Genomic DNA, 13,750 nt, shown 5'->3' with positions numbered 1-13,750 from the left:
GGTTCACGGCCGCGCCGCGACCCTGACGAACGCCTTCCGGTAGGCCGTCGGGGTCGTGCGCATCTGCCGCGTGAAGTGGTGGCGGTACGTCGCGGTCGCGTCGAAGCCGACCGCGGCGGCCACCTCGTCCACCGTGCCCTCGCCCGACTCCAGCAGCGGCAGGCTCGCGCAGACCCGCTGGGAGATGACCCACCGGATCGGGCTCACTCCGTTGCGCCGGGTGAAATGACGCAGGTAGGAACGCTCCGACATCCGGGCCTCGCGGGCCAGGGCCGCGACGGAGAGCGGGGCGTGCAGGCGGCGCATGGCCCAGGCCATGCTCTGGGTGATGCCGTCGTCCACGGCGTCGGGGCCGATGTCGCCGACCGCCGCCTCGATGAACTGGGCCTGTCCGCCCTCGCGGTGCGGCGGTACGACGAAGCGGCGGGCCACCGTGTTGGCGACGGCGGCGCCGTGGTCCGCGCGGATCAGGTAGAGGCAGAGGTCGATGCCCGCGGCGCTGCCCGCGCTGGTGAGCACGTCGCCGTTGTCGACGTACAGAACGTCCGGGTCGACCTCGATCGCCGGACGGCGTTCGGCGAGGGTGCGGGCGTAGCGCCAGTGGGTGGTGGCCCGGCGGCCGTCGAGGAGGCCGGTCGCGGCGAGCGCGAAGGCGCCCGAGCAGATCGAGACCAGGCGCGCGCCCCGGGCATGGGCCGCGAGCAGGGCGTCGACGAGCGGCTTCGCGATCGGGCCGCCCGCGGCGGAGACGCCGGGGATGATCACGGTGTCCGCGGCCGCGAGCACGTCGAGGCCGTGTTCGGCGCGGAGGGTGAATCCGCCCACCACGCGCAGGTCCCGGCCGGGCTCCGCGGAGCAGACGCGGAGCTCGTACCAAGGGATGTCGCCCAGCTCGGGACGGGCGAGTCCGAAGACCTCGACCACCACGCCCAGCTCGAAGGGGGCCATGCCGTCGAAGGCGAGGACCGCCACGACGTGGGCCGGGGCGGGCTTCTTGATCTCGACGGCCACGCCGGCCGTCGCGGGCGAGGCGGGCGGGGCGGGCACGGAGGTCATGCCGACACTGTAGCCAGCCGCCGCTCGCACCCGTCCGCCCGTCCGCCTGCCTGCCTGCCCGGCTGCCCGGCTGCCCGGCTGCGGCTTAGCCCAGGGCGCCGAAGGCCTGGGTGAAGGCGAGCGGCTGCTGGAGGATCGAGCTGCAGCTCGCGTCGGCGTAGCCGACGGCTCCGGCCGGGCACTGCTTGTCGCGGGTGGCGGACCACATGGCCAGCCGGCCGATCCCCTTCGCCCTCGCGAACTCCACGAGCTCGGTCGCGTCGGCGACGGTGAAGACCTCGGTCGCGACGTCGTTGACGCCGATCATCGGAGTGACGGCGACGGCCTTCCACGCGGCCGCGTCCGAGATCCCGAGGACCCCCTTGACCTGCGCCTGGGTGGCCGTCGCGGCCTGGATCGCGTACCGGCCCATGTCGCCGCCGTAGGCGGGCCCGTAGTCCATGGCCATGACGTTGACCCCGTCGACGCGCACCCCGGCCCGCTTCGCGTCGGCCAGCAGGGCCACGCCGGGCTGGGTGAGGCCCTCCGGCATCACGGGCAGGGTGAAGGCCACGTCCAGGCCGGTGTGGGACTTCTGCAGGAGGGCGATGGCCTGCGCGCGGCGGGTGTTCGCGGCGGTGTCGGGCAGGGCCGCGCCCTCGATGTCGAAGTCGACCTTCGTCAGCCGGTACTGGTCGATGACCTTGCCGTACGCGGCCGCCAGCTCGTTCGCGGATCCGCAGTTCAGCGCGAGCTCGTGCCCGGCGGCGCCGCCGAAGGAGACGCGTACGTCCCCGCCCTTGGCCCGCAGGGCCCCGATCTGCGCGGCGACCTTGTCGCTCGCCAGGTCCGTGACGCCTCCCCACAGCGGGGCGCAGGTTCCGCCGGAGGTGATGAAGGCGAGGTGGAACTCCTTCACGCCGGTCCGGGCCGCGGTGTCGACCAGGTCGTAGGCGGGGTAGAGGGAGGTGTCCACGTACGGGGCGAAGCGCGCTCCCGCGCCCGGGGCCCCGCCGGCCGGCGGGGGCGTGGGGGTGGTGGGCGGTGCCGGGGTCCGGGTGGGGGCCGGCCCGGAGGGCGTGGCGGTCGCGGAGGCGCTCGCGCTGGGGGCGGCCGTCGGGGTGGCCGACGCCGTCGGGGTGCCGGTGGGGCGGCCTCCGGGCGGGGGCGTCGTGCCCTGGTCCGCGGAGCACTTCGCCCCGTTGATCCGGCAGGCGGTCGGGTTGCCGGGGGTGCCGCTCCCGCTCGTCACGAAGCCGATCGTGGCGGAAGCCCCGGCCGCCAGCTCCTTGTTCCAGTCCGCTGGCTTCACGGTGACGTGCCGCCCGGAGACGGTGTGGGTGCCGTTCCACAGGGAATCGATCTTCGTGCCCTCGGGCAGGTCGAACTCCAGGGTCCAGCCCTGCTGGGCCTGTCCCTTGTTGTTCGTGATGACGTACTGGCCGGTGTAACCGCCGCTCCAGGAGCTGGACTTGGTGTACACCGCGCCCACGGCGGCGGCCTGTGCCGTACCGGTGAAGGCGATGACGGCGCCGCCGATCACCGCCGCCACCGCGAGGGCTCCCGCGGCCTTCGCCTTCTTGTTCGCCGTGCGCCGGTGACCGCTCGTACTGCCCATCGCGTGCCTGCCTCTGTATGACGGGGGGTGTGGGGGTGTGGCAGCACGCTAGCCGCCCCTGGACGGACATTTGATCGATTATGGGCGCCCCGCCTGAGCCTTAGGTTCCACTTAAGGGAGCGATCGGGACGCGTTAAGCCGGATCGGCCGACCGCGCCGCCAAGTCGACTGCGTGAACAGTCGGTTGATGTCACCGTCGCGGCGGCTCGACGGCACATATGCTCCCTTCCGTACGCACGTGCTGACGTATGCCGCTACCGCCGTACGCAGGGCGCCGTACGTCCGAACGCCACGCGAGCCGTAAGGGGACCGCCCCGTGAGTGTCCGAATTCAACCCTCCTCCCAGGTCGACGAGACGGCCGAACTCGGGGACGGGACCACGATCTGGGATCTCGCGCAGGTGCGCGAGAAGGCCCGGCTCGGCCGCGACTGCATCGTCGGGCGGGGCGCGTACGTCGGCCCCGGCGTGCGGATCGGGAACAACGTGAAGCTGCAGAACCACGCCCTCGTGTACGAGCCCGCCGAACTGGGCGACGGGGTGTTCATCGGCCCGGCCGTCGTGCTCACCAACGACTTCTACCCGCGCGCGGTCGACCCGGACGGCCGGCAGAAGCGCGGCGGCGACTGGGAGGCCGCCGGGGTGGTGGTCGCCGAGGGTGCCTCGCTGGGGGCCCGTTCCGTATGCGTGGCGGGGGTGCGCGTCGGGCGCTGGGCGCTGGTCGCGGCGGGCGCCGTCGTCTCCCGCGACGTGCCCGATTTCGCCCTGGTCGCGGGGGTGCCGGCCCGGCGCATCGGCTGGGTCGGACGGGCCGGGGTGCGACTCGTGGAACGCGAGGGCGAACCGGGCGTATGGGAGTGCCCGCGCACCGGCGCGCTGCACGAGGAGACGAACGGAACCCTGTCCGAGCGGGTCTGACACGACGTCGGCAATTTGGGTCAGCGGCATTTCCTCAAAACCACAATCAACGAACATCCTTGGGCATACCTTGTCCCTGTACACGGGATCTGAACAGGTAACAGGCTGTGTTCAGTGGGGGGTTGTACACGACGAGGGCATCGCGGGCGAGGTGAGGCCGGGCGCGACATCGCGCCGGGCCGACGCCGTCGTCCACTGGTGTCCGGACCAGGACGTCACTGGAGGGGGATCCAGGGGCGGCCTCGGAAAGCTCGTGCCATCGGGGGGATCAGACCGACAGCACGCGCGCCGTCATGCGCAGTCCCCTCCGCCGAACGACGACCCGCCGGGTCCGTCCTAGGAACAATGCAGAGGGGGTAGGTGTGTTGGAGCGTTGCGGCTCGAACATGCGGGGTGTGCGCGGCACACGGGGATCCGGGGTGGGGAACCGGTGACCACCACACGATTAGCGGCACTGGCCGAAGAGGATTCCTCGCTGCACGTGCTCGCCGAGCGGCTGCTCGCGCTGGCCGAGGCGGGGCTGCCCGAGATGTATCTGCCGGGCACGGAGGACTTCGTGTTCACCCGGGTGGGGACGGTCACCTCCGACGGGACCCGCCGCGTGGAGGGGCGCGGAACCAGCACCCGTTACGGTGCCATCACCGTGCTGGGGGCGCGGTACCTGCCCGAGGAGCGCCAGCGGCCCCTGTTCGGCGGCCGCACGGCCGCGGAGTTCGCGGCCCTGCTGGTGGAGCGGCTGCCCGCCGTGACGAACCTCGGCGACGCCGCGCTCATCGCCTGGGCCGCCGCCGAGACCGGCCATCCGAAACTGCCGGACGCCCTCGCCAGGGTGGCCGAACTGGATGTCCCCGGACGCCCGCAGTACACCGTGGAAGCGGCCTGGGTGCTCTCCGCGCTCACCGCCGCCCGCTCCTCGGTGGACGTCGAGTACCGCCTGTCGGGCGCGCGCGAACGCCTGCTGGCGGCCAGGACCGGCGGAGTCCCGCTCTTCCCGCACGCCACCGGTCCGGGGCTGCTCCCCGGATACCGCTCCCACGTGGCCTGTTTCGCCGACCAGACCTATCCGCTCCAGGCGCTGGCCCGGCTGCACGCGAGCGGCTCCGACCCGGAGGCACTCGCGGCCGCCGACGCCTGCGCCGCCCGCATCTGCGCCCTGCAGGGGGACGGCGGACAGTGGTGGTGGCACTACGACGCCCGCACGGGCGGCGTCGTCGAGGGCTACCCCGTCTACAGCGTCCACCAGCACGCCATGGCTCCGACCGCCCTCTTCGACCTGGCCGAAGCGGGCGGCACCCACTTCGGCGCCGAGATCCGCCGCGGACTGCGCTGGATGACGGACGTGCCCGAGATCAGCGGCCCCGACGGCACCCCGCGCGAGCCCATGATCCTCGAGAAGTACGGCGTCACCTGGCGCAAGGTCTACCGCGGCGATCCCGCCAAGGCCGTCCGGGCCGCCCGCGGGCTCACCACCCGGGTGCTGCCGAAGGCCCGGCTGACCCCGCTCGACCGGGTCTTCCGGCCGCTCTCGGTGGACCGCGAGTGCAGGCCCTACGAGTTCGGCTGGCTGCTCCACGCCTGGCTCGGGGGGCTCGGGAGATGAACCACAGACAGACCCTCTTCGGGGTGGCGCTCGACGCCCTGACCATGGACGAGACCGTGCAGCGCTGCCTGGACGCGGTCCGGCGCGGCGAGCAGATCGAGATCGGCATGGTCAACGCCGCCAAACTGGTCAACATGCGGCGCGACCCCCGCCTCGCCGCGGCCGTCGCGGGCTGCGACCTGGTCCTGGCCGACGGCCAGGCCGTGGTGTGGGCCGGCCGCGTCCTCGGCGTCCGGCTGCCCGAACGCGTCGCGGGCATCGACCTGTTCATGCGGCTGCTGGCCGCCGCCGAAACCGCGGACATCCCCGTCTACCTGCTCGGCGCCCGGCAGGACGTACTGGAGCTGATGCTCCGGCGGATCTCCGGGAAGTTCCCGGCCCTGCGCGTGGCCGGCAGCCGCGACGGCTACTTCGAGGACGCCGATCAGGGCCCCATCGCCGACGACATCGCGCGCAGCGGCGCCCGGCTGCTGTTCCTCGGCATGACCTCGCCCAAGAAGGAGATCTTCACCGCCGGCTACGGCAAACGGACCGGTGCCCACGTGGTGCACGGTGTCGGCGGCTCCTTCGACATCCTGGCCGGCATCACCAAGCGGGCCCCCCTGGTCTGGCAGCGGATGGGGCTCGAATGGTTCTACCGCACCCTCCAGGAGCCGCGCCGCCTCGGCAAGCGCTACCTCACCACCAATGCCGCCTTCCTTCTCATGACCGTCCGGGAACTCATCCACCGGACACCGTCTGCGGGTTCCGCGAACAGGAGTCACTGATGCGCGTCGTCGTCGTGGGACAGGGTTACGTCGGCCTTCCGCTGGCCATCAGGGCCGCCGAGGTCGGACACCAAGTGGTCGGGTACGACGTGGACGCGCGGCGGGTCAAGAGCCTCGCCGCCGGCGAGTCGTACGTGGAGGACGTCTCCTCCGAACGCCTGAGCCGGGCCCTGGAACAGGGCAGCTACCAGGCCAGCGAACTCGCGCGTGACTGCGGCGGGTTCGACGTCGCGGTCGTCACCGTCCCGACCCCCTTGCAGGACGGCGCCCCCGACCTGCGCTACATCGAGGAGTCGGCGCACACCCTGGCCCGCTTCCTGCGGCCGGGCGCCACCGTCGTCCTGGAGTCCACCACCTATCCGGGCACCACCGAGGAACTGTTCGGCCCGATCCTGGAGGACGGCTCGGGCCTCACCGCCGGAGTCGACTTCCACCTCGGCTACAGTCCGGAGCGCATCGACCCCGGCAACACCGTCTGGGGCTTCCAGCAGACTCCCAAGGTCGTCTCCGGGGTGAACCCCGCCTCGCTCAAGGCCGTGGAGACCTTCTACGCGGGCCTCGTCGACACGACGGTCCCGGTGCGCTCGCCCAAGGAGGCCGAGCTGGCGAAGCTGCTGGAGAACACCTTCCGGCACGTCAACATCGCCCTGGTCAACGAGATAGCCATGTTCGCCCGCCACCTCGACATCGACGTGTGGCAGACCATCGAGGCCGCGGCCAGCAAGCCGTTCGGCTTCATGAAGTTCACCCCGGGCCCCGGAGTCGGCGGGCACTGCCTGCCGATCGACCCCTCGTACCTGTCCTGGCGGGTGCAGCGCGAGCTGGGCCAGAACTTCCGCTTCGTCGAGCTGGCCAACGACATCAACAGCCACATGCCCGAGTACGTGGCGCGCCGCGTCATGGACGCGCTCAACTCCAAGCGCCGCTCGGTCAACGGCTCCCGGATCCTGCTCCTGGGGCTGGCGTACAAGAAGAACACGGGCGACGCCCGGGAGTCCCCCGCGGTACGCGTCTCCCAGCTGCTCCTCGACATGGGCGCGAAGGTGCGGGCAGCGGACCCCCACGTGGTGGAGAGCATCAAGGTGGACCCCCGTCTCTCGCGGGTCGAGCCGACCCGCAAGGAGCTGGCCGCCGCGGACGTGGTCGTCCTGCTCACGGACCACGACTCCTTCGACTACGCGATGATCGCCGAGCACGCCTCGCTGGTCCTCGACTGCCGCAACCGGATGTCCGGTCCTCTGGTGGAGGTGCTCTGAGACGTGGTGAGAGTCATCTGTGTGGCCGGAGCGCGGCCCAACTACATGAAGATCAAACCGGTGATGGACGCGCTGGAGCGCCGCGGCGTCGAGGTGGTGCTCGTCCACACCGGCCAGCACTACGACGATTCCATGAACGACGTGTTCTTCCGCGACCTCGGCATCCGTCCCCCCGACCGGTACCTGGGGGCCGGATCCGGCAGCCACGCCCAGCAGACCGGCCGGGTGATGGAGGCCTTCGAGCCGCTGGTCGACGAACTGGCCCCCGACGCCGTCGTGGTGGTCGGCGACATCAACTCCACGCTGGCCTGCGCCCTGGTCACCGCGAAGGCCGGCCCGCTGCTGGCCCACGTGGAGGCCGGCCTGCGCAGTCGTGACTGGAGCATGCCGGAGGAGGTCAACCGGGTGGCCACCGACCGCGTCAGCGACTACCTGCTGGCCCCCTCCCCCGACGCCGCCGCGAACCTGCGGGCGGAGGGGTACCGGGAGGACCAGATCCACGTCGTCGGCAACGTCATGATCGACACCCTGTTCGCCAACCTGGAGCGCGCCCGGGAATCGGACGTCCTGGAGCGGTACGGGCTCACCCGGGGCGGGTACGGGCTGGTCACCCTGCACCGTCCGGCCAACGTGGACGATCCCGACGCCCTGCGCGGCCTCCTGAAGGCCCTGGGCGAGATCTCCGGGCGCTGCCCGCTGCTGCTGCCCGTGCACCCGCGGGCCGCGCAGCGGCTGGCCGACGTCGGTGTCCCCGGCGGGATCCGGCTGGTGCCGGCTGCCGGATACCTCGACTTCATCGCCCTGCAGGACTCCGCCCGGGTGGTGCTCACCGACTCCGGGGGCGTCCAGGAGGAGACGACCGCCCTCGGCGTTCCCTGCGTGACGCTGCGGGAGAACACCGAGCGGCCCGTCACCGTCTCGGAGGGCACCAACGTCCTCGCGGGCACCGACCCGGACCGCATCGCGTCCACCGTGCACCGGGTGCTCGACGATCCGCCCGCACCACGCTGCCCCGAACTCTGGGACGGCCGTGCGAGCGAGCGCATCGCCCGGGTCCTGCTGGACGGCCCGGCCGCGACGGCCCGGCCGCGGCCCACCGACCTCGCGCCGTAGCGAGAGGTCACCCGGCACGGCAACCGCGCAACACAGGAATAACTCACAACGCAACAACGCAACAACCGTAATCACCGCAATGACAGGGCGGCGGCGCGTGGAGGACACGACGCCGCCGCGAGGGGGAAAGACCATGGATCTCGCGGAGATCTGGCGGGTCATGTGCAGGCGCTGGTACGTGCTGCTGCCGGGACTGCTGCTCACGGCCGCGCTCATCGCCGGCGTGTACCTGCTGGTCCCGGTGGAGTACCGGTCACAGAGCACGGTGACGCTCCTGAACTCGAAGAAGGCCACGGTGGCCTTCGACGGCAACCCCTTCCTTAGCACGCAGGCCTCGTTGACCGGAATGGCCGACGGTCTGGCCCGCAACCTCAACTCCGACGACTCCAGGGCCGATCTCAAGTCCCAGGGCCTGACGGGTGAGTACGAGGCGAAGATCGCCGACAACGCCCAGGGGCCGTTCATGTGGCTGAGCGTCATGGGAACGGACCCGGCCGCCGTCCTGAAGTCGGACCAGATCTTCACCGCCTACGCCGAGAAGCGGCTGCAGGAGTTCCAGGCCCAGCAGTCCGTGCAGCCGGAGGCGATGATCCGGATGGCGACGATCGTGCCGCCCCAGACTCCGGAGGCCCAGACCAAGACCCGGCTGCAGTACCTCGTGATGGCGGGGGCACTCGGCTTCGTACTGAGTCTGGTGGCCACCTTCTTCGTGGAGGCCCGCCGCCGCCGGTCCGGCCAGCAGGGCAGGCGCCGGCCCGGTCCCACGGGTTCCTCCGGAACCGCCGGAGCCCCCGGTGCTCCTGGAAACGCCGAACCCGCCGAGCGCTCCGAGCCCTCCGAACCCGCCGAACCCGCCGAATCCTCCGCGTCGGCCGATCCGTCGGCCGATCCGACAGCCGATCCGACGGCCACCATGGCGCTCACCGTCCTTCCGCCGTCGGCCGCCTACCGCTCCAGCGCGTCTCCGTGACCGGCCCCGCGACGGACACCGGAGCCCCGGCCCCGGCCGGTGCGCCCTCCCTGGGCCGCAAGGTCGGCTCCGCCGCCCGGTGGAGCCTGGTCAACACCGTGGTCATGCGCCTCGGCAACTTCCTCACCGGGATCGTCCTGGCGCGCTTCTTCCTCGGGCCCGAGGCCTGGGGCGTGTACGGGATCGCCCAGACGGTCCTGCTGGTCCTGCTCTCCGCGAACGAGCTGGGCGTCTCCCTGGCGATCGTGCGCTGGGAGGGCGATCCCCGCCGCTTCGCCCCGACGGTCCTCACCCTGAGCGCCGCCTCCAGCTGCCTGCTGTACGCCGTCCTGTTCGCGGCGGCCCCCGCGGTGGCCCGGGTGCTCGGTTCCCCCGAGGCCTCCGGTGTCCTGCGGGTGATGTGCGTGTGCGTGGTCCTCGACGGACTGTCGCAGGTGCCCGCCGGCTTCCTCACCCGGGAGTTCGCCCAGGGCCGGCGCATGGCCATCGACGCGCTCAACTTCGTCCTCAGCACCGCGGTGACCCTGCTGCTGGCCGTCCAGGGGTGGGGCGCGATGAGCTTCGCCTGGGGCTCGGTGGCGGGCAACGTGGCCGCCCTCGTCGGATGCTGCATCGCCGCGCCGGGCACCTTGAAGTTCGGCTGGGACCGGGACCAGGCCCGCGCCCTGCTGCGCTTCGGACTCCCGCTCGCCGGGGCCAGCATGCTCGCCCTCGGGGTGGTCAACGTGGACACCATGGTCGTGGGTTCCACCCTGGACCAGCTGGCCCTCGGCTTCTACGTGCTCGCCTTCAACATCTCCGGCTGGCCCGTGCGCGTCATCTCCGAGGCGGCCCGCCGCGTCTCCTTCGCCGGGTTCTCCCGGCTGGCCGACTCGCCGGGTGCGCTCGCCGGAGGGTTCGGCCGCGCCCTGGGCGTGGTGATGACCGGCACCGTCCCGCTCTGCGTCCTGCTGGCCGCCCTCTCCGGACCCGTCGTCGAGCTCGTCTACGGTGCGCGCTGGCTGCCCGCGGCCGCCGCGCTGCCCTGGCTGATGGGTCTCGGACTGGTCCGGATCGGCTGCGAGCTCGCCTACGACTGCCTGGTGGCCATCGGCCGCCGCCGCTCCCTCATCGGGGTCCAGGCGCTGTGGCTGGTCCTCCTGGTCCCGGCCCTGGTGATCGGCTCCGGTGCGGGCGGGATCGTCGGGGTGGCCCAGGGGCACCTCCTGGTCGCCGGGGCCGTCGTGGTGCCGGTGTTCCTCGTCGCACTCCACCACGGCGGGATCGGCCTGGGCACCGTGGCGCGGGCCTGCGCCTGGCCGTTCCTCGGCGGCGCCGTGATGGCCGCCGTGGTCCTCGGCCTGGAGCGGCTCCTCGGCGACGGCGTCCTCGCACTGCTCGCCACCGGGGCCGCCGGAACCCTGTGCTACGTCCTGTGCGTGCTGCCCAGCCGGGGCCTCCTGCGCGGTTCCGCACCGGCCGCCGGGCCCGCCGCCGCGGCCACCGCGCACTCGCCGGCCGGGAGTTGAACGCCGTGACACGTCTGCGCAAGCGCCTGTGGGCCTGGTGGGCGGCCGGACTGGTCCTGGTGGCCGCCCTGGTCCTGTACCAGGCCGAGCGGACCGGGGTGACCGGGCCTCCGGCCGCGTCCTGCCCGGAGGAAGCCCTCGAGTGCCCCTCCTCCGGCCCGTCCCCGGACCCCACGCCCGCGCCCACCGCGGAGCCGTCGCCCTCGGACACCCCGAGCCCCTCCCCCGGATCGCCCTCCCCCTCCGCCACTCCCCCGCCGGCGAGCAGCGGACCGCCCTCCCCGGGTCCCGGCTGTTCCTCGCCCGGCGCCTGCGGGTTCCCCGACGGGCGGAGCACCGGCCCCCGGATCGCGCTGCAGCGCCACGACACCGGGAACATGTCCGTCAAGACCGACGGCATGGTCATCAAGGGCTGGGACATCCACGGTTCGCTCGACGTCTACGCCAACGACGTCACCGTCATCGACAGCAAGATCACCTCGGCCAACTGGTGGGGGATCAACCTGCGCCCCGGCTTCAAGGGCCTGCGGGTGCTGCACACCACCATCACCGCCCTGCCGGGCAAGGGCCCCGACAACGGAGGCGTCGACTACGCGGTCTCCAACATGGGCGAGAGCTCGGTCGAGGTCGGGTGGTGCGACGTCTCGGTGTTCGGCAACGCCCTGTCCATGGGCCAGGGCAATCTGCACGACAACTACGTGCACGACATCGCCGCCTTCCGCAATCAGGGCGGCGAGTGGCAGCACACCGACGCCGTCATCAGCGGGGGCGGCAACAAGGGCCGGCTGACCGTCCGCCACAACACGCTGCTGAACGCCGTCCCCGTGGACCGGGGCGCCTCCGCGGCCCTCGGGCTCTTCGCCGACACCGGCGTGGTCTCCTCCGTGACCGTCGACTCCAACTGGCTGGCCGGCGGGGCGTACGCGTTCTACGGCGGCGGCCCCGGCGCCACGGGCATCGAGGTCACGGACAACGTGTTCTCCACCCAGTACCACCCGGGCAGCGGGGTCTACGGTCCGGTCGCCGCCTGGAACTCGGGCGGCGCCGGGAACGTGTGGCGGGGCAACCGCATGAGCGACGGCCGGCCCGTGGTGCCCGAGCCCTCTCCCTGAGAGCCGAAGACCCGGGACGGGTCCGGAGAACCGTCCCGGGACCCGCCCCGTAGAACCGTCCGCGGAACCCGTCCGAGGACCGAGAGGACATGATGCACCGCATCGCCCGCGCCCCCTGGGAGCTGCTCAAGCGGTCCTTCGGCTGGCTGGTGCTCTTCGAAGCCAGGAACAAGGTGCTGCTCGCCCCCTCCGCCGTGCGGCTGCGCCGCTTCGAGCGCGCCGAGACCACCCGGCTCGGCGCCCTGCCCGGCCGGCCGCCGGCCGCCCTGGTCGCCACCGTGATCGCCACCCACCGGCGCCCCGAGGCCCTGCGCGCGGCGGTCCGCTCGGCCTTGTCGCAGACCGTGACGGATCAGGTGGTGATCGTCGTGGACGACGGCGCCGGGCTGCCCGAACTGCCCGCGGACCCACGGCTGTTCGCGGTGTCCCTGATCCGGAACACGGCCACCGCCGGGGTCGTGCGCAACGTCGGGATCCGGCTGACCCGCTCGCGTTACGTGGCCTTCCTGGACGACGACAACCTGTGGGAGCCGGACCACCTGGAGCAGGCCCTGGCGGTACTGGAAGCGCCGGGCGGACCGGACGCCGTGTACACCGCGCTGCGCAGGATGCTCCCCGACGGCACCGAGCGGGACGTGCTGTCGGTGCCCTTCGACCGCCGCCGCTCCGCCCACGAGGCCTTCCTCGACACCAACGCCTTCGTCGCCCGCCGCACCCGGTCCCTGTACTTCAGCCGGCTGCGGCGGACCCCCGAGGTGCTGCCCCGCGAGGACTGGGAGCTCGTGCGCCGCTACAGCCGCCGCCACGAGGTCCGCCACCTGCCCCGCCCGACCGTCCGCTACCTGGTCAATCCGGAGAGCTTCTACACCGCGTGGGACGGGCGGACGCCCTCCGGATGACCAACACCGTGCGCCCGTTCCCGTTCCCGTTCCCGTCCCCGTCCCCGCCCGCGGACGGTACCGACACCGCACGGCGGACGTGCTCCTCCAGATACGCCTCCGGGCGGCGTCAGTACGCCTCGAACAGGCCGTCGGCGCAGTCCCACGGGACGGGCACCGGCTCGGCGCGGGCGCCGATCGCGTCGGCCGTCCCCGCGAGTGAGGGAAATCCCGCGAGGACGGTGGCGAACTCGGGCAGGTAGTCGCGGGTGAGCCAGAACCGGTCCTGCCATCCGGGCTCGTCGGTGTCGAACGTGAGCACCACCGTGCGGCGGGCCACGCGCCGCATCTCGCGCAGCCCCGCGATCGGGTCACCCCAGTGGTGAACGGTGGAGACGGCCATCGCGACGTCGAAGGAGTGGTCCTCGAACGGCAGGCGTTCCGCGGCGGCGGCCACGCACGGCGCCGAGCCGGCGGGCCGCTGGCGCCGCATGACCTCCGACGGCTCCACCGCGGTCACCTCGCGATCGGCCGGCTCGTAGGAGCCGGTGCCGGCTCCGACGTTCAACACCGTCCGCGCGTCCCCGAGCGCGTCCAGGATCTGCGCCGCGATCCGCGGCTCGGTACGCCGCGTCGCCGTGTAAGCGCCGCCGATCGCGTCGTACAGCCGTGCACCGAGCATCTCCAGTTGCTCCTCCGGTGTCACTTCAGTCCCTTCGCCCGTGCCTCGAGTTCCCTGTCGATGGACGCCACCATGGCGTCGGCGCGATCACGCCGCTCCAGCAGCAGGCCACGCAGTCGGCGCATGTGCGCGACCGCGTCGGTGGACGAGTCGCCCACCCATTCCGCGACTTCCCGCAACCCGAAGCCCAGCCGCCGGTAGGCCAGCACTTCCCTCACCGCTCGACGTCACCCGCCGAGGAGGCCCGGTACCCACCCGCGGTCCGTGCCGACGGACGCACGAGCCCGATCTCGTC

Annotated in this window: 11 protein-coding genes and 1 pseudogene; 9 read left to right on the top strand and 3 right to left on the bottom strand. The window is 72.4% G+C overall.

From position 1 onward, the window contains the following. Positions 1–3: 3 nt before the first annotated feature. Positions 4–1,056 carry a helix-turn-helix domain-containing protein gene (locus ACWF9Z_RS01505; RefSeq protein WP_453596267.1) on the bottom strand — a complete coding sequence of 351 codons (1,053 nt, stop codon included), beginning with the start codon at positions 1,054–1,056 and terminating at the stop codon, positions 4–6. A gap of 85 nt (positions 1,057–1,141) precedes the next feature. Next, the gene (locus ACWF9Z_RS01500; RefSeq protein ID WP_453596265.1) at positions 1,142–2,653 is read right to left on the bottom strand and encodes a cellulose binding domain-containing protein; all 1,512 of its coding nucleotides are present in this window, start codon (positions 2,651–2,653) and stop codon (positions 1,142–1,144) included. 316 nt (positions 2,654–2,969) lie between these two features. On the opposite strand from ACWF9Z_RS01500, the gene ACWF9Z_RS01495 reads away from it, so the two are divergent. The 9 genes from ACWF9Z_RS01495 to ACWF9Z_RS01455 all read left to right on the top strand — a co-directional run bounded on the left by ACWF9Z_RS01495 (position 2,970) and on the right by ACWF9Z_RS01455 (position 12,794). Further along, positions 2,970–3,569 carry an acyltransferase gene (locus tag ACWF9Z_RS01495; RefSeq protein ID WP_453596263.1) on the top strand — a complete coding sequence of 200 codons (600 nt, stop codon included), beginning with the start codon at positions 2,970–2,972 and terminating at the stop codon, positions 3,567–3,569. A 430-nt stretch (positions 3,570–3,999) separates the two neighbouring features. Next, positions 4,000–5,169: a hypothetical protein gene (locus tag ACWF9Z_RS01490; protein WP_453596261.1), complete on the top strand. Its 1,170-nt coding sequence runs from the start codon at positions 4,000–4,002 to the stop codon at positions 5,167–5,169. Further along, positions 5,166–5,936 carry a WecB/TagA/CpsF family glycosyltransferase gene (locus ACWF9Z_RS01485; protein WP_453596259.1) on the top strand — a complete coding sequence of 257 codons (771 nt, stop codon included), beginning with the start codon at positions 5,166–5,168 and terminating at the stop codon, positions 5,934–5,936. Before ACWF9Z_RS01490 ends, ACWF9Z_RS01485 begins: the two co-directional genes overlap by 4 nt. After that, the gene (locus ACWF9Z_RS01480) at positions 5,936–7,192 is read left to right on the top strand and encodes a nucleotide sugar dehydrogenase (protein ID WP_453596257.1); all 1,257 of its coding nucleotides are present in this window, start codon (positions 5,936–5,938) and stop codon (positions 7,190–7,192) included. Before ACWF9Z_RS01485 ends, ACWF9Z_RS01480 begins: the two co-directional genes overlap by 1 nt. Before the next feature lie 3 nt (positions 7,193–7,195). Continuing rightward, entirely contained in the window at positions 7,196–8,305 is a 1,110-nt protein-coding gene (gene wecB, locus ACWF9Z_RS01475; RefSeq protein ID WP_453596255.1) for a non-hydrolyzing UDP-N-acetylglucosamine 2-epimerase, read from the top strand. Between the two features lie 133 nt (positions 8,306–8,438). Next, positions 8,439–9,275, top strand: coding sequence for a chain length determinant protein (locus tag ACWF9Z_RS01470; RefSeq protein WP_453596253.1), 837 nt, complete (start codon positions 8,439–8,441; stop codon positions 9,273–9,275). Next, positions 9,272–10,783 (top strand): oligosaccharide flippase family protein, encoded by a 1,512-nt coding sequence (locus ACWF9Z_RS01465; RefSeq protein ID WP_453596251.1) that lies wholly within the window; start codon positions 9,272–9,274, stop codon positions 10,781–10,783. The genes ACWF9Z_RS01470 and ACWF9Z_RS01465 overlap by 4 nt, the downstream gene beginning before the upstream one ends. Before the next feature lie 5 nt (positions 10,784–10,788). Then, complete coding sequence (locus ACWF9Z_RS01460) at positions 10,789–11,895, top strand: hypothetical protein (protein ID WP_453596249.1); 1,107 nt, start codon at positions 10,789–10,791, stop codon at positions 11,893–11,895. Positions 11,896–11,984: 89 nt separating this feature from the next. Further along, positions 11,985–12,794: a glycosyltransferase family 2 protein gene (locus ACWF9Z_RS01455; protein WP_453596247.1), complete on the top strand. Its 810-nt coding sequence runs from the start codon at positions 11,985–11,987 to the stop codon at positions 12,792–12,794. Positions 12,795–12,906: 112 nt separating this feature from the next. On the opposite strand, the pseudogene ACWF9Z_RS01450 reads toward ACWF9Z_RS01455, so the two are convergent. Beyond that, positions 12,907–13,744, bottom strand: a pseudogene (locus tag ACWF9Z_RS01450) (MerR family transcriptional regulator); the annotation flags it as partial. Positions 13,745–13,750: the final 6 nt, after the last annotated feature.

The organism is Streptomyces sp. NPDC054961, from assembly GCF_053609145.1.
The sequence above is the reverse complement of the archived record's forward strand: the minus strand, read 5'-3'. Positions and strand labels throughout refer to the sequence as shown.

What these genes read in the sequence shown, in the direction of transcription:
- ACWF9Z_RS01505 (WP_453596267.1), bottom strand. Translation starts at nt 1,056, where the DNA reads ATGACCTCCGTGCCCGCCCCGCCCGCCTCGCCCGCGACGGCCGGCGTG.
- ACWF9Z_RS01500 (WP_453596265.1), bottom strand. Translation starts at nt 2,653, where the DNA reads ATGGGCAGTACGAGCGGTCACCGGCGCACGGCGAACAAGAAGGCGAAG.
- ACWF9Z_RS01485 (WP_453596259.1), top strand. Translation starts at nt 5,166, where the DNA reads ATGAACCACAGACAGACCCTCTTCGGGGTGGCGCTCGACGCCCTGACC.
- ACWF9Z_RS01480 (WP_453596257.1), top strand. Translation starts at nt 5,936, where the DNA reads ATGCGCGTCGTCGTCGTGGGACAGGGTTACGTCGGCCTTCCGCTGGCC.
- ACWF9Z_RS01470 (WP_453596253.1), top strand. Translation starts at nt 8,439, where the DNA reads ATGGATCTCGCGGAGATCTGGCGGGTCATGTGCAGGCGCTGGTACGTG.
- ACWF9Z_RS01455 (WP_453596247.1), top strand. Translation starts at nt 11,985, where the DNA reads ATGATGCACCGCATCGCCCGCGCCCCCTGGGAGCTGCTCAAGCGGTCC.